Consider the following 15,294-nt stretch of genomic DNA (forward strand, 5'->3'; position numbering starts at 1 on the left):
TATCGTCAAAAGCCGAGGTCTGCGACCTCCGCGTCGGAGAAGCCGAGGTGGCGCAGGACCGCGGCGTCCTCGCGCTCGCCGGCCATCCTGGGGGGGACCGTCCGGCTGACCGAATAACGGGGCGCGGGGGCGGGCTGGTCGACGCCGCCGGCGTTGACGAAGGCGCCGCGCGCGACATTGTGCGGGTCGGCCAGCGCATCCTCGAACCCCAGCACGGGGGCGAAGCAGATGTCGTGGCCCTTGAAGAGGGCGACCCATTCGTCGCGCGTCTTCGTCCTGAACAGCGCGGTTACCTCATCCTTCAGCGCGGGCCAGCCGCGCGGGTCCATCTGTGCGTCCCATTTGGCGTCGTCGAGCCCGACGACCTTGCGGAATTCGGCGTAGAATTGCGGCTCGATCGCGCCGAGCGAGACGAACTTGCCGTCCGCGGTCTCATAGGTGTCGTAGAAGTGCGCGGCGGTATCGAGCAGGTTGGTGCCGCGCTCGTCGCTCCAGCGGCCCATCGCGCGAAAGCCCCACATCATGCTCATCAGCACCGACGACCCCTCGGTCATGGCGGCGTCGACCACCTGGCCCTGGCCGGTGCGCTGCGCGTGGAGGAGCGCGGCGAGCATCCCGAAGACGAGGAACATGCCGCCGCCGCCGAAGTCGCCCGCGAGGTTGATCGGCGGCGTCGGCTTCTCGCCCGCGCGGCCCAGCGCGTGGAGCACGCCGGAGATGGCGATATAATTGATGTCGTGACCCGGCTCGGGCGCCATCGGGCCGGTCTGGCCCCAGCCGGTCATGCGCCCGTAGACCAGCTTCGGATTGTCGCCGATCAGCACGTCGGGACCGAGCCCGAGCCGCTCCATCACGCCGGGTCGGAACCCCTCGATGATCGCGTCCGCCTCCTTGACGATGCGGCGCACCGCCGCGATCGAGGCGGGGTTTTTCAGATCGAGCGAGACGGAGCGGCGGTTGCGCAGCAAGGGATCGCGCGCATCGGCGGAGAAGCTGAGCCCCGGACGGCCGCGATCGATGCGGATCACCTCCGCCCCGTGATCGGCCAGCATCATGCCCGCGAACGGTCCCGGTCCGATCCCGGCGAATTCCACCACGCGAATGCCGTCCAACGGTCCGGTGCTCATATTCCCTCTCCCGACGATCCTAGTTCGGACGAGTGCGTACCGTGGCCGGGGAGGGAGCACAACAAAAGTTATGGCGAAGTCGTGGTATGGGTGGGCGGGTGTCCCCGGCGAGATGTCGCCAGGACGCTACCCACCCCCGCCCCCTCCCTGACAGGAAGGGGAGGCTATTGGGATCAGCTGCGGCGGTAGGGGTTGTTGATGTGCTGCATCCAGCCGGCGCTGGCCGCGGGCGTGGGGCGCGACGGGGGCGGCGCCGCTGCAGGGGGCGCCGATGCAGCGGTGCGCGGGCGCGGCTGACGCGCGACGGCGAGGTCGATCAGCTTGTCGAAATGCAGCCCGGCGAGCCGCGGGTTGGCCCATTTCACCTGCGCCGACAGCGGACGCAGCGCCCCCATCAGGACGGTGACGGCGTCGCCTTCGACCAGACCGGCGTGATTGTCGATGCAGGCGCCGGTGGCCGACAGATTGCGCACGCGGCACTCCACCGGCTCCGATCCGTTCTCGATCGCGGCGTAGAGGATCACGCTGCTGCGGGCTTCACGGGCGGGGGCGTGCGACATGCGCGCGGGAATAGCGCAGACGGGGTCAACGCGGGGTTAACGGGGGCGTCGTCGGGGTCAGAGCTCGTGGGCGTATCGGGGCTGGTCGATCGCGAGCGCGTCGAGCGCGCAGGCGCGTAGATGGGCGACGAGGGCGGGGTCGTCGGGGGCGATGCGGCCCTCGCGCAGCGCCGCGACCAGCAGCGCGTCGAGCGAGTCGCGGGTGCCGCCCTCCTCCCCCAGGAGCGCGCGCAGCCGGTCGGCGGCGCGGGCATCCGCCGCGGGGCCGAGCGCCATATCGCGTGCGGCGATCTCCAGCGCGTTGCGGGCGACGCGCAGCGCGAAGCCGCCGGCCTTCCCGTCGACCGGCAGCCAGGCGGCGACGCCCGCGACCAGCGCCTGTGCGGTGGGGTGCGTCAGCATCGCGCGTCGCTCCGTTCGATGATCGCGACGATATCGGCCTCGGTCTCGGACAGGCGGCGGCCGATGACGCCGCGTTCTGGCCCGGCGGCGGGGTCCGCGGCGAAGCTGGCGTGCATCTGCGTCGTCATGACGCCCCATTTGAGGCTGCCGACCATCTGCCAGAAGTCGATGCGCGCGGGGTCGACGGGAGCGCCGCCCGCTGCGACATAGCCCGCGAGCAGGTCGTCCAGATCGCCGAACCCCCCGACGCGCCGGCCCGGCTGCCCGAAGCGCCAGCTGTTGGTGCAGATCCAGCCGATATCCTCCGCCGGATCGCCGAGATGCGCGAGTTCCCAGTCGAGGACGGCGACCAGCCCGTCGTCGGCATCGACCATGATGTTGCCGTTGCGAAAGTCGCCGTGGACGAGGTGCGGCGCGACCGCCTCGGCCGGCAGGCGGCGTTCCAGCCAGCGGAACGCGGCCTCGATCGTGGGGCGTACCGCACCGGAGGCCCGCCACGTCGCCTCGTAACCGGCCAGCGTCTGCGCGGCGTCCATCACCGCCAGCCCGGGCGGCGGCGGTGCGGCGTGGATGCGGGCGAGCGCGGCGCCGCACTGACGCGCCAGTTGCGCCCGCGCGGGGGCGAAGGCGGGATCGGTGGCGATACGCTTGCCCAGCGTCTCGCCCGCCAGTCGGCGCATGACATACGCCTCGCCCAGATCGTCGTCGGGGCCGCAGATGTGGACGACCTCGGGCGCGGGGACGCCCGCGGCGACCGCGGCGGCGATGACGTGCGCCTCGCGCTCCAGCGGGGGCTTGTCGCTGCCCTGCTCCATCGCGCCCGCGCGGCGGCGCAGGATCAGCGGGACCGGCCCCGCCGCGGCGACCGCGTCGAACGACCATGTCTCCATGCTCGCGCCGCCGGTCAGCCGCGTGACCCCCTCCACGCGCGTCGCGCCGGGTGCGAGCCGCGGTGCGATCGCGTCCAGCCGGCGCGTCGCCTCGGTTTCGTTCAGCCTCTGCGTCATTGAGGGGATGTAAATCGCGGCGACCCGCGCTACGCAAGTTAAAAGAATCGACTTAGATCGGAGAGGCGCCATGGATTTCGCGTTGCCGCAGGAGCTGAAGGACTATCTGGCGGAGCTCGACCGCTTCATCGAGGCGGAGATCAAGCCGCTGGAGGATGCCGACGACAACGTCCGCTTCTTCGACCATCGCCGCGAATATGCACGCACCGATTTCGAGAATGGCGGGCTGCCGCGGCACGAATGGGAGGAGCTGCTGCGCGAGGCGCGGCGGCGCGCGGACAAGGCGGGGCATCTGCGCTTCGCGATGCTGCCCAAGTTCGGCGGCAAGGGCGGGTCGAACCTGTGGATGTGCGTGATCCGCGAGTATCTGGCGGCCAAGGGGCTGGGGCTGCACAACGACCTGCAGAACGAGCATTCGATCGTCGCCAACAACCCCTTCGCCAAGATGTTCGACGATTTCGGGACCGAGGCGCAGAAGGCCGAGTTCCTGGGCGGGATGCTGGATGGGACGAAGCGGATCACCTTCGGCCTGACCGAGCCGGACCACGGGTCGGACGCGACGCATATGGAGACGCGCGGGGTGCGCGAGGAGAAGGACGGCGTCGCGGGCTGGCGCATCCACGGCGAGAAGATGTGGACCACGGGGATGCACGCGGCGACGCATTGCGCGCTGTTCGTGCGCACCAGCGGCGAGGACGGCGCGGCGCGCGGCATCACCTGCTTCCTGGTGCCCGCCGATGCGCCCGGCGTGGAGGTGGAGGAATATCTCTGGACCTTCAACATGCCGACCGACCATCCGCGCGTCGCGTTCCGCAACGTCTGGGTGCCCGACACCGCGATCTTCGGCGAGCCGGAGAACGGCCTGCCGCTGGCGCAGAGCTTCGTCCATGAGAACCGCATCCGCCAGGCGGCCGGGTCGCTGGGCGCGGCGGTGTTCTGTATCGAGGAGGCGGTGCGCTACGCGCGGCAGCGCAAGCCGTTCGGGGAGGATCTGGCGAAGAACCAGGCGATCCAGTTCCCGCTGGTGGAGCTGGCGACGCAGGCGGAGATGCTGCGGCTGCTGATCCGCAAGACGGCGTGGCAGATGGACCAGATGCCGCACCCGGAGGTGGAGAAGCAGCTCTCCGACAAGGTGAGCATGTGCAATTACTGGGGTAATCGCCTCGCCTGCGAGGCGGCGGACCGGGCGATGCAGGTGCACGGCGGGATCGGCTATTCGCGGCACAAGCCGTTCGAGCACATCTATCGCCACCACCGCCGCTATCGCATCACCGAGGGTGCGGAGGAGATCCAGATGCGCAAGGTGGCGGCATTCCTGTTCGGCTATATGGGGCCGAAGCGGCGCGAGTTCGCCGGGCTCGACTGGAGCGATGTGGATTACCGCACGGAGTCGCAGATCCGGCCGCGGTCGGGCTGGCAGGCGCTGGGGTGAGCGGGGACTTGCGGCACGGCACGACCCGGCATAACAGATGTTACGTAAGGCCAATCGGCGGGAGAGGAACGATGCTGAAGACGCGGTTCACCGAGGCGTTCGGGGTGGAATATCCGATCGCCCAGGGCGGGATGCAATGGGTGGGCAAGGCGCAGCTGGTGGCCGCGGTCGCCAACGCCGGGGCGCTGGGGTTTGTCACCGCGCTGACCCAGCCGTCGCCGGAGGAGCTGGCGAAGGAAATCCAGCGCACCCGCGACCTGACCGACAAGCCGTTCGGGGTGAACCTGACCATCCTGCCGACGATCAACCCGCCGCCCTATGCCGAATATCGCCGCGCGATCATCGAGGGGGGCGTGAAGATCGTCGAGACCGCCGGCTACAAGCCGCAGGAGCATATCGACGATTTCAAGGCGCACGGGATCAAGGTGATCCACAAGTGCACCGCGGTGCGCCACGCGCTGTCGGCGGAGCGGATGGGTGCGGATGCGATCAGCATCGACGGCTTCGAATGCGCCGGGCACCCGGGCGAGGACGACATTCCGGGCCTGATCCTGATCCCCGCCGCGGCGGACAAGGTGAAGGTCCCGATGCTGGCGTCGGGCGGGTTCGCCGATGGTCGCGGGCTGGTCGCGGCGCTGGCGCTGGGCGCGGACGGAGTCAACATGGGCACGCGCTTCTGCGTGACCAGGGAGGCACAGATCCCCGACAGCTTCAAGGAGCGGATGGTCGCGAACGACGAGCGCCAGACCGACCTGATCTTCCGCACGCTGCACAACAGCGCGCGCGTGATGAAGAACAAGGTGTCGGAGGAAGTCGTCGCGATCGAGCGCGCCGGCGGCGCGACGTTCGAGGATGTCCAGCACCTGGTCGCGGGCAAGCGCGGCGTGGCGGCGATGGAGCGCGGCGACACCGACGACGGCATCTGGTCCGCCGGGATGGTGCAGGGGCTGATCCACGACGTGCCGACGGTGAAGGAGCTGGTCGACCGCATCGTGGCCGAGGCGGAGGAGATCATCGACGGACGACTGGCGTCGATGGTCGCGCGGCTGGCAGCCGCTGCCGAATAACGTTCGATTGTAGCACGGACGCGGCGGGGAAGTTGCTCCGCGTCAGTTGATCGTCCGCCAATAGCTGTCATAAGGTCGCGGATGGAACGCCAATCCGCGACCCGCAGCGCCGCCGATATGCGCGAGGCCGCCGCGCTCGACATGAGCGTGTGCGATCGCGAGCCGATCCACATTCCGGGCTCGATCCAGCCGCACGGGCTGCTGCTGGTCGCCGATCCGCAGACGCGGGTCGTCGTGGCGGGGGCCGGCGCGCTGGAGGCGATGTTCGGCGACGACTGGCAGGGGCGCACGCTGGACGCGCTGCTGCGGCAGGATGTCGCCGCGCTGGAGGCGGCGGTGCCGCCGGGCCCGGGGGGCACCATCCTGGCCGCGCCGATCGACGCGCACGACGTGGCGCTCCACCGTGCGGGGGCGTGGCTGCTCGCCGAGCTGGAGCCGGCGGGGGCGGAGCGGCGCAGCGCGGCGGAAACGCTGACCTGGCTGGACGCGATCACCGCGCAGCTGGAGCGCGGCGGTACGCTGGCGGCGGTGTGCGAGCGGGCGGCCGTGGCGTTCCGCGCGCTGACCGGGTTCGACCGGGTGATGATCTATCGCTTCCTGGACGACGACGCCGGATGCGTCGTCGCGGAGGATCGCGATCCCGCTCTCGACACGTTCCTGCACCACCATTTCCCCGCCAGCGACATTCCGCGGCAGGCGCGCGCGCTGTACGTCCGCAACCGTACCCGCGTGATCCCGGACGTATCCTACGCGCCCGCGCCGCTGCGCCCGGCGGGGTTCGAGGCGACCGACCTGAGCGACGCCGCGGTGCGCAGCGTGTCGCCGATCCACGTCCAGTATCTGCGCAACATGGGGGTGGGGGCGTCGGCCTCGATCTCGATCGTGAAGGACGGGCTGCTGTGGGGGCTGGTCGCCTGCCATCACGCCACCCCCCGGCTGATGCCGCGCGACGTGCGCGCGGTCGCCGCCGCGCTGGCGAGCGCGCTGGCGCGGCAGATCCGTGCGCGCGAGGAGGCGGAGGATTACCGCGAGCGGCTGGCGCTGCGCAGCGAGGAGGACACGCTGCGTCCGCTGCTGCTGGCACCGGGCGCGTCGGCGGACGGCGGGCAGGTGCAGGTGCTGCGCGGCCGTGCGGACGAGGTCCGCCGGATGTTCGACGCCGATGGCTTCGCGCTGGTGCGCGGCGGCGCGGTGCTGGTCGCGGCGGGCACGCTGCCGCCGGACGAGGCGCTGGTCGACTTCGCGCGCTGGCGCGCCGCGCGCAACGATCCCGAGCCGTTCTCCACGCGGGTGCTGGCCCAGGACTGGGTCGATGCGGAAACCTTCGGCGTGCATGCCGGGGTGCTGGCCCTGCGTCAGCCCGACGACGGCGACCTGCTGATCTGGACCCGGATCGAGCATGTCGAGGAGGTCGAATGGGCCGGCAACCCGCACAAGGCGGTGCCGCACGACCCGCAAGCGCCGCTGCGCCCGCGCGCGTCGTTCGAATCGTGGCGCGAGACGGTCAGCGGTCGCGCCCGGCGCTGGACGCTGGAGCAGGTCGAGGCGGCGCGGCGGATCCACCGTCTGTTGCGCGAGGGACGCACCGCGGCGGAATTGCGCCGGCTGAACCGCGAGCTGGAGCGCACCGGCGCGGAGAAGGACGCGCTGCTGGCGCAGAAGGACCTGTTGATGCGCGAGGTCGACCACCGCGTGCAGAACAGCCTGCAGCTGGTCTCCTCCTTCCTGGCGATCCACGCGCGCGACGCCGGGCCGGGCGCGGTCGCGGATCAGCTGCTGGAGGCGCGGTCGCGCCTGTCGGCGGTCGCGCTGGTCCACCGCCGGCTGTACCGCGACGACCAGATCGAGACGATCCACCTCAGCCGCTACCTGGGCGAGTTGCTGGACGACATGAAGACGTCGCTGGGCGACGATTGGGCGCGGTTGCTGAGCGCCGATCTGGCGCCGGTGCTGATCCCGACCGACCGTGCGGTAAACGTCGGGCTGGTGATGGCGGAACTGGTCATTAACGCGACGAAATACGCCTATCCCGGCGGCGCGGGACCGCTCGACGTGGTGCTGGAGCAGCACCGCAACAAGCTGCGGCTGGTGGTGGCCGACCGCGGCGTGGGCAAGAGCGGCGACCGCGTCGGCTTCGGCAGCCGGATGATGTCCGCGGTAATGCAGCGCATCGGCGGCGAGATCGAATTTCTCGACAACGCGCCGGGACTGCGCGCGGTACTGACCGCGCCGATCGAGGAATAGCGGGTCGGGTCTTCGCGGTTCCGGAATGCGCCCGGCTCGCGCCGTCCGCTACCTGTTCCCCGGCGAACGCGGGGCCTTTGCAAAACAGGTGCAGCGGCATCGAGCCCTTGCCGTGCTCCTGCGCAGGCAGGAGCCCGGGGCCCAGCAGAACAACGCCTTATGGGAACTGCAACTCTGGGCTCCTGCCTTCGCAGGAGCACGGTGCAGCCTTTTGCAAAGGCCCCGCGAACGCCGGGGAATGGTTGGTCGATCGGGCCCTTGGGCGGCGGGGTTAGGGCGCCACGACCACGCAGCCGCCGCCGGCCTTCGCGCAGGCGCTTTGTGCGGCGGCCTTCGACGCGAAGCCGGTGGCCTGGAGGCGGGTGAGGCCGCCCGCCTGGACATAGTCGGCGGTGCCGCCGGTGCGCGCGCCGACGCGCGACCAGAGCGCGCGCGCATTGCCGGCGTCGCGGAAGGCGCCGAGCTGGATGCGCCACTTGCCGCCGGTTGCCGCTGCGGTGGCGCGGGGGGCGTCGGCGACCTTGACCGGCGTGGCGGCGGGACGGGGCGCGCGGGGCGGGGTCACCGCGGTCGCGGCGGGATAGCCTGCGGCCGGCACGGTGGAGGCGGGGACCGGCGTGGTCGCGACGCCGCGCGCCGGCAGCGCGGGGGAGGGCGCCGGCGACGGGGTGGGGCGCGGGGTGGCGGAGGTCACCGTCGTCGCGCGCGCCGGCATCGGGGTGGCGGCGGCGACCTGCGCCGCGCGACCGCGGGCCTCGATCTGCTGCGCCATGGCGATGCCTTCGCGCCGCTGCCCCTCGGGGATGTAGCGGTCCATCTGCGCCAGCGTCTGCGATCCCTGCGGCAGCCCCTGCTGCGACGAGCGCGTCACCAGCGCATAGGCGCGGGTCCAGTCGCGCGAGATGCCGTCGCCGTTGAAGAGCATCGTGCCGAGCACCAGCTCGGTCCGCTTCTCGTCGCGCGCCACCGACTTCTCCAGCCACGGCAGCGCCTCGGCCTTGCGGCCGTCCTGGAAGAGCGCGAGGCCGTAATTGTCGATCGCCTGCTCGTGCCCCTGCGCCGCGGCCTTGCGGAACCAGTCGGTCGCCTGCGCCTGATCGGCGGGGACACCGCGGCCCAGCTTGTAGGCCTGGCCCAGGTTGAATTGCGCATCGGCGTCGCCGCGGGCGGCGGGGGCGCGCCATTCGGCGACCGCCTTCGCATAATCGCCGCGGCCCCATGCCTCCACCCCCGCCTTCACATCGGCGCCGGCCGGAACCGTCGCCAGCGCCAGTGCCGCCACGCCCACGCAACCCAACAGCTTCATCGATCCATCCCCACCGAAACCCGCGGGCAACATGCCTTAGTTACCCCATGGCGCAAAGCCGTTAACCAAGTCCTGACGCGGGACGCGAAACCGGCCGGCACCGCCCCCCGCAGGCCTGAAAGAGCGCCGTTAACGGTTCGTCCACCCCGGCGTGGCATCCAGCCGCCTGAAACAACGAGGAGCGCGAGCGTCGACATGCGCGTATTGGCGATGGCATCGCAAAAGGGCGGATCGGGCAAGACCACGCTGTCGGGGCACCTGGCGGTGCAGGCGCAGCTGGCCGGGGCCGGCCCCGTCGTCCTGATCGACATCGATCCGCAGGGGTCGCTGGCCGATTGGTGGAACGAGCGGCAGGACGAATATCCCGCCTTCGCGCAGACCACGGTCGCGCGGCTCGCCGCCGATCTGGAGACGCTGCGCCAGCAGGGGTTCAAGCTGGCGGTCATCGACACGCCCCCTGCGATCACCATGGCGATCCAGAGCGTGATCCAGGTCGCCGAGCTGATCGTGATCCCGACGCGGCCCAGCCCGCACGACCTGCGTGCGGTCGGCGCGACGGTCGACCTGTGCGACCGTTCGGGCAAGCCGCTGATCTTCGTCGTCAACGCCGCCACGCCCAAGGCGCGGATCACGTCCGACGCCGCCGTCGCGCTGTCGCAGCACGGCACGGTCGCGCCGATCACGATCCACCAGCGCACCGATTTCGCCGCGTCGATGATCGACGGCCGCACCGTGATGGAGGTCGACCCCAAGGGGAAATCGGCCGCCGAGATCGCCGAATTGTGGAGCTACGTCTCCGACCGGCTGGAGAAGAATTTCCGCCGCACCGTGTTCGCGCCGCCGGCCAAGCCGGGCGGGGCGGGGTACAGCTCCGTGCGTCCGCAGGCGGGCGGCTTCGGCCGCCGGGTGGTGGGCTGACATGCTGAACACCAGGCCGATGGCGTCGCTGACCTCCGGGCTGCTGGCGCGCAAGGGACAGGCACGCCCCGCGATGCGGCGGCAGGCGCCCGCCTCGCTCGCGGCACTGCCGGGGAATGTGGAGGAGGATCTGGGGTGGAACGACATGGGCTCGCCCGAGCCGGTCGCCCCCACCCACGCCCCCACCCATGCCCATGCCCCCGCTCCGGAGCCGCTGCCGCTGGTGCTGGAGGAGCGCGCGCAGCTCGCCGCCGCGCTGGCACCGCCGCCGCCGCCCGTCGCAGCGCCGGTGGCGCGCGTGGCAGGGGGGCGCAAGGCGGCCTTCACGCTGCGGCTGGATGCCGAGCGCCACCTGCGGCTGCGGCTGGCGAGTGCGGTGCGCGGCATGTCGGCGCAGCAGATCGTGACCGAGGCGCTCGATGCGCTGATCGGCACCATGCCCCAGGTCGATGCGCTCCAGGCGCAGCTGGCCGCGGGCGATACGAAGATCGTTCGGGGGGACTGAGCCGATGACCATTCGCACCATCGCCGGGGCGGGCGCGACGGCGCTGCTGCTGGCAGGCGCCGCGCTGACCGTGACGCATGGCATCGCGCCGGCGGTGGCCAGCGGACGCGTCGACCCGAAGCTGCAGAAGGCCGCGGCCGACAATGCGGCGCGGGCGCAGAGCGAGCTGTCGCGCAAGCATTGGGACAAGGCGATCCGGCTGGCCGAGCAGGCAGTGGCGCAGGACGGGCAGGATTCGGGATACCGGGCGCTGCTGGGCAATGCCTATCTGCGCGGCGGGCGCTTCGCCTCGGCGGAGCAGGCGTTCGCCGACGTGCTGACGTTGCGTCCCGAGGACGGCGGCGCCGCGCTGAACCTGGCGCTGGCGCGGATCGCGACCGGGCGCTGGGATGCGGCACGCGAGACGCTGGACGCGCACAGCGCGGCGATCGCGCCGGCCGACCGCGGCCTGGCGCTGGCGCTGGCGGGCGATCCGGCCGCGGCGGTCGAGGTGCTGACCGCGGCGGCGCGGGGACCGGCGAGCGATGCGAAGACGCGGCAGAACCTGGCGCTGGCGCTGGCGCTGTCGGGTCGCTGGGCCGAAGCGCGCGCGATCGCGGCGATGGACATGGATGCGGGCGCGGTCGATCGCCGGATCGAGCAATGGGCGGCCTTCGCGCAACCTTCCTCCGCCGCGGACCAGGTGTCCTCGCTGCTGGGTGTGACGCCTGCGGTCGATCCGGGGCAGCCGGTCGCGCTGGCGCTGGCGGGCACGCCGGCGGTCGCGACCGCATCGGTCGATGCGTTCATGCCGGGACGCGCCGCAGCGGCGGTCGAATCCGCGGTGGTGTCGCAGGAGATCCCGGAGGCGACGCCGGTGGCGGCGGGGGTGGCGGCGGTCGCACCGCCGGTCGCGGTATCGGTGCCGATCCCGATGATCGCGGCGCCCGCAGCCTATAAGGTGGCGGCGGTGAAGCGGATGGTGGCGACCGCACGGCCGGCGCAGGCGACCGTGCAGGCCCGGGGCGACTGGGTGGTGCAGCTGGGCGCGTTCCGAAACGCAGGCGTGGCGAAGGACGGCTGGAGCCAGGCGACGCGGCGCCTGCCGGCGCTGGCGCAGCATCGCCCCAACGGGGTCAGCGCGTCGGTGAAGGGCGCGACCTTCTATCGCCTGTCGGTCGGCGGGTTCACGCGGGGCGATGCGGTGGCGCTGTGCCGCGGCTACCGGGCGAAGGGCGGGGTGTGCTTCGTCCGCGCGACCGCGGGGGATCAGATGGCGGCGTGGTTCCGCCCGCCGTCGAAGGGGGCGGTGCAGCTGGCGTCGCGGTAATCCGGGCCCTTCGTTCCGACTGCCTCCCCGGCCTTCGCCGGGGAGGTGCTGCAAGGGGGTGGATTTATCACGCCGCAATCTCGCGCCCGCCCTTCCACATCGCCGTGACGCGGCCCTGCACCGGCAGGCCGTCGAAGGGGGTGTTGCCGGCCTGCCCCGGTAGCGTGTCGGCATCGACCTGCCACGGGGCGTGTTCGTCGATCAGGATGACGTCGCCGGGCATGCCGGGCGCGAGCGTCCCCGTCTCCAGCCCCAATACCGCCGCCGGGCCGGTCGCGAGGAGCGCGAACAGGCGCGGCAGCGTGACATGGCCGTCGCGCGCCAGCCCGAGCGACAGCGCCAGCAGCGTCGCCGCGTCCGCCGCCCCCGCCGTGGCATCGGCATAGGGCAGGCGCTTCTCCTCCGGCCCGCGCGGGTCGTGGCCCGAGGACAGCACGTCGATCGTCCCGTCCGCCAGCGCGGCGAGCGTCGCCCGGCGATCGCCCTCGCCGCGCAACGGCGGCGAGAGGTGGGCGAAGGTGCGAAAGTCGCTCATCGCGATATCGGACAGCAGCAGATAGGCCGGCGTCGTGCCGCAGGTGACGCGCACCCCGCGCGCCTTCGCCGCGCGCACCAGCGCGAAGCCGGCGGCGGTGGTGACGCAGCGCAGGTGGAGCCTGGCGCCCGTATCCTCCGCCAGCATCAGGTCGCGCGCGATCGCCAGCGCCTCCGCCAGCGCGGGCGCGGCGGGGAGACCGAGCCGCGACGCGGTCTCGCCCGCGGTCGCCACCGCATCCCCGACCAGCCCGGCATCCTCGGCATGGCTCACGACGGTGATGTCGAGGTCGCGGGCGTAGGCGAGGACGCGGTGCATCACACCCGAATCGGCGATCCAGCGCCGCCCGGTGCCGACCGCGCGCGCGCCGGCGGAGCGGCACACCGCCATTTCCGCAAGGTCGGCGCCCTTCAGCCCGCGCGTCGCCGCCGCGATGGGATGGATCCACAGATCGGGGCGGCCGATGAGCGCGAGCCGCTGCACCGCGCCCGGCTCGTCGAGGACGGGCGACTGATCGGGCAGGGGCGCGACGCGGACGATCCCGCCGGCGCGCGCCGCGGCGCGATCGATCGTGCCGACGCCCAGGTCGACGATGCCCGGCGCCAGCAGCCGCCCGCCGCAGTCGACGGTGCGCGCGTCGTCGGGAACGGGACCCTCGACGATGATACCGTCAACGATCAGCAGGTCGCCGGTGCGCTCCCCGCCGGCGGGGCAGACGAGGCGGGCGTCGGCGAGGTGGAGCGCGTTCGTCATGCCCAGCCCTCCACGCCGCGCGCGCGCCGGGTCAGTACGTCGAGGCAGGCCATGCGGACCGCGACGCCCATCGCCACCTGCTCGGTAATGGCGGACCGCTCGACATGGTCGGCGACCGCCGAGTCGATCTCCACGCCGCGGTTCATCGGGCCGGGGTGCATCACCAGCGCGGCCGGCGCGTAGCGCTCCAGCCGGTCGAGCGTCAGGCCGTAGCGCAGATGATATTCGCGGATCGAGGGGACGTAGCCGCCGGTCATCCGCTCCGTCTGGAGCCGCAGCATCATCACCACGTCGGCGCCGTCCATCGCGCGGTCGAAATCGGTGAAGGGGGTGACGCCGAACCGCTCGATCGCGGGCGGCATCAGCGTGGAGGGGGCGCAGACGCGCACCTCCGCCGCCAGCGCGGTGAGCGCCAGGATGTTCGACCGCGCGACGCGGCTGTGGAGCAGGTCGCCGCAGATCACGACGCGCCTGTTGGCGATCCCGCCCAGCCGGCGGCGGATCGTCAGCGCGTCGAGCAGCGCCTGCGTGGGATGTTCGTGGCGGCCGTCGCCTGCGTTCAGCACCGGGCAGTCGACCTTGCCCGCGATCAGCCGCACCGCGCCCGACGACATGTGGCGGATGACGATGACGTCGGCGCGCATCGCGTTGAGCGTCATCGCGGTGTCGATCAGCGTCTCGCCCTTCTTCACGCTCGACTGCGCGGCGTGCATGTTGACGACGTCCGCGCCCAGCCGCTTGCCCGCGATCTCGAAGCTCAGCAGCGTGCGCGTGCTGTTCTCGAAGAAGGCGTTGATCTGCGTGAAGCCGGCCAGCCGCCGGTCGGGGGCGGCGCGGGTGCGGTTCGCCTCGACCCATGTCTCCGCTTCGTCGAGCAGGAACATGATCTCGTGCGGCTGGAGCCCCTCGATCCCGGTGAGGTGACGATGCGGAAAGACCGCGCCGCCGGGGATGAGGGTGGCGGGGCGATGATCGGAGCGCTGCATCACGCGCGCCGGGTAGCGGCGCGCACGCGCGGGGGCAAGGGTCGCGAGTCGCGGCGGCGGCGCGGCGCGCGGAAGTTGACAAAGTTGACGCCACGTCGGCGCCGGAAGCGCCCCCGCGCTGCCGTCCGTCGACGAGGGGCGGTCGCGGGGAGGGCATGGGACATGGGCGCGACGATAGCGCATCGATGCGATGTAGGACAGCGGGGGGGAGCGTGGCCGCGTCCCGTTTTCCGCGCCGTGCGGGCGGTGTTGCGGGACGGTCGATGTCGCCCGGCGTTGGATTTCCAATGGCCTTGCGGTGTTTTCGGGGATGGCGTGCCATTTGGGACAGCGCCGGCCTCCTCACGAAGCAAGCAAGAGCATCGATCAGACCCTGACGGATGGACGGCAACCGAACCAACCTCTATATCGGACGTTGGAGGACCATCATGCGCGTGAACACCAGCACATCGATGCGCCTGGCTCGCCGGGTCAAGCGTCGGTACGGCACCTGGCAGGCGGTGCGGCAGGCCTCACAGGTGGAGAACGGCATTTACGTCGTGAGCGCGAGCGCCGCTCCCGACAACGACCGGGATGGATCGGCGCCCGTCACGGCATAATCGTCGTGGCCTTCAGTTACTCCTTATTTCTCGTTCTGCTGCTGATCTTTCCGGGGCTCTGCTTTTGGGCGGGGTGGCGCGCGGGTGAGCGCACCGATTTCCTGAGCCCCTCGCCGGATCGACCGAACTCCACGGTCACGCTGTTCATCGTGGTGTTCGGCACCATCGCGGGGCATCTGCTTGGGACCGGCTTCTTCGCGGCTCAGTCGGTCTGGTGTCACGTAACCGGCATGTGCCTGCGTATCGGTTTCGATCCCAATGTCTATCGCGCCCTGCTGCGCGGTGCGGCGGCGACCGATTTCTGGTCAAGATCTCGAAAACGGGATTGGACCGGGTGGACAGCAGCTCGACGCCGATCACGCAGCTTCAGGTGACGGCAGCGGAAATCGCGAACGTCGCGCTGGAGGTCGTGCAAGCCCCCGCAGCGGATGTCGCCGCCGTCGCGGAAGAGGATGCGACGACGACAGGAAGCTGACTGCCATAACAAGGCGGACCTCCTGCCGCGTTCAGCCGAGGTTGGCTCGTTTCGGCTACCTCTGCGTTC

15 protein-coding genes are annotated in these 15,294 nt (G+C 71.5%); 8 read left to right on the forward strand and 7 right to left on the reverse strand.

All coding sequences use genetic code 11. From position 1 onward, the window contains the following. Positions 1 to 5: 5 nt before the first annotated feature. From PGN23_RS10545 to PGN23_RS10560, 4 genes are all read right to left on the reverse strand, one after another. Complete coding sequence (locus PGN23_RS10545; protein WP_335302832.1) at positions 6 to 1,127, reverse strand: CaiB/BaiF CoA transferase family protein; 1,122 nt, start codon at positions 1,125 to 1,127, stop codon at positions 6 to 8. A 173-nt stretch (positions 1,128 to 1,300) separates the two neighbouring features. Then, positions 1,301 to 1,687, reverse strand: a complete 387-nt coding sequence (locus PGN23_RS10550; RefSeq protein ID WP_335302833.1) for a PilZ domain-containing protein — start codon at positions 1,685 to 1,687, stop codon at positions 1,301 to 1,303. A gap of 57 nt (positions 1,688 to 1,744) precedes the next feature. Further along, positions 1,745 to 2,089: a DUF6285 domain-containing protein gene (locus PGN23_RS10555; protein WP_335302834.1), complete on the reverse strand. Its 345-nt coding sequence runs from the start codon at positions 2,087 to 2,089 to the stop codon at positions 1,745 to 1,747. Then, positions 2,083 to 3,096, reverse strand: a complete 1,014-nt coding sequence (locus tag PGN23_RS10560) for a phosphotransferase family protein (RefSeq protein ID WP_335302835.1) — start codon at positions 3,094 to 3,096, stop codon at positions 2,083 to 2,085. Before PGN23_RS10560 ends, PGN23_RS10555 begins: the two co-directional genes overlap by 7 nt. Positions 3,097 to 3,166: 70 nt before the next feature. Between PGN23_RS10560 and PGN23_RS10565 the strand changes: the two genes are divergently transcribed. The 3 genes from PGN23_RS10565 to PGN23_RS10575 all read left to right on the forward strand — a co-directional run bounded on the left by PGN23_RS10565 (position 3,167) and on the right by PGN23_RS10575 (position 7,839). Then, complete coding sequence (locus tag PGN23_RS10565; RefSeq protein ID WP_335302836.1) at positions 3,167 to 4,528, forward strand: acyl-CoA dehydrogenase family protein; 1,362 nt, start codon at positions 3,167 to 3,169, stop codon at positions 4,526 to 4,528. A gap of 71 nt (positions 4,529 to 4,599) precedes the next feature. Beyond that, positions 4,600 to 5,595, forward strand: a complete 996-nt coding sequence (locus tag PGN23_RS10570; protein WP_335302837.1) for an NAD(P)H-dependent flavin oxidoreductase — start codon at positions 4,600 to 4,602, stop codon at positions 5,593 to 5,595. Positions 5,596 to 5,676: 81 nt separating this feature from the next. Further along, complete coding sequence (locus tag PGN23_RS10575) at positions 5,677 to 7,839, forward strand: histidine kinase dimerization/phosphoacceptor domain -containing protein (protein WP_335302838.1); 2,163 nt, start codon at positions 5,677 to 5,679, stop codon at positions 7,837 to 7,839. 271 nt (positions 7,840 to 8,110) lie between these two features. Here PGN23_RS10575 and PGN23_RS10580 read toward each other — a convergent pair whose 3' ends face one another. Further along, positions 8,111 to 9,145 (reverse strand): SPOR domain-containing protein, encoded by a 1,035-nt coding sequence (locus PGN23_RS10580; RefSeq protein ID WP_335302839.1) that lies wholly within the window; start codon positions 9,143 to 9,145, stop codon positions 8,111 to 8,113. 195 nt (positions 9,146 to 9,340) lie between these two features. Here PGN23_RS10580 and PGN23_RS10585 point away from each other — a divergent pair, with 195 nt between their 5' ends. The 3 genes from PGN23_RS10585 to PGN23_RS10595 are packed head-to-tail and all read left to right on the forward strand — an operon-like array spanning position 9,341 to position 11,877. After that, positions 9,341 to 10,063, forward strand: coding sequence for a ParA family protein (locus tag PGN23_RS10585; protein WP_335302840.1), 723 nt, complete (start codon positions 9,341 to 9,343; stop codon positions 10,061 to 10,063). A 1-nt stretch (position 10,064) separates the two neighbouring features. Then, on the forward strand, positions 10,065 to 10,568 hold the full coding sequence (locus PGN23_RS10590) for a hypothetical protein (protein WP_335302841.1): 504 nt from the start codon (positions 10,065 to 10,067) through the stop codon (positions 10,566 to 10,568). A gap of 4 nt (positions 10,569 to 10,572) precedes the next feature. After that, complete coding sequence (locus PGN23_RS10595; protein ID WP_335302842.1) at positions 10,573 to 11,877, forward strand: SPOR domain-containing protein; 1,305 nt, start codon at positions 10,573 to 10,575, stop codon at positions 11,875 to 11,877. A 67-nt stretch (positions 11,878 to 11,944) separates the two neighbouring features. On the opposite strand, the gene PGN23_RS10600 is transcribed toward PGN23_RS10595, so the two are convergent. Together PGN23_RS10600 and PGN23_RS10605 are read right to left on the reverse strand one after the other, a co-directional pair. Continuing rightward, positions 11,945 to 13,165 (reverse strand): dihydroorotase, encoded by a 1,221-nt coding sequence (locus PGN23_RS10600; protein ID WP_335302843.1) that lies wholly within the window; start codon positions 13,163 to 13,165, stop codon positions 11,945 to 11,947. Beyond that, positions 13,162 to 14,151 (reverse strand): aspartate carbamoyltransferase catalytic subunit, encoded by a 990-nt coding sequence (locus PGN23_RS10605; RefSeq protein ID WP_335304575.1) that lies wholly within the window; start codon positions 14,149 to 14,151, stop codon positions 13,162 to 13,164. Before PGN23_RS10605 ends, PGN23_RS10600 begins: the two co-directional genes overlap by 4 nt. 428 nt (positions 14,152 to 14,579) lie before the next feature. Between PGN23_RS10605 and PGN23_RS10610 the strand changes: the two genes are divergently transcribed. Then, positions 14,580 to 14,750, forward strand: a complete 171-nt coding sequence (locus PGN23_RS10610) for a hypothetical protein (RefSeq protein ID WP_335302844.1) — start codon at positions 14,580 to 14,582, stop codon at positions 14,748 to 14,750. Positions 14,751 to 14,755: 5 nt separating this feature from the next. Next, entirely contained in the window at positions 14,756 to 15,124 is a 369-nt protein-coding gene (locus tag PGN23_RS10615) for a hypothetical protein (protein ID WP_335302845.1), read from the forward strand. The last annotated feature ends 170 nt before the right edge of the window (positions 15,125 to 15,294 follow it).

Source organism: Sphingomonas adhaesiva (genome assembly GCF_036946125.1).
Taxonomy (GTDB): domain Bacteria; phylum Pseudomonadota; class Alphaproteobacteria; order Sphingomonadales; family Sphingomonadaceae; genus Sphingomonas; species Sphingomonas adhaesiva_A.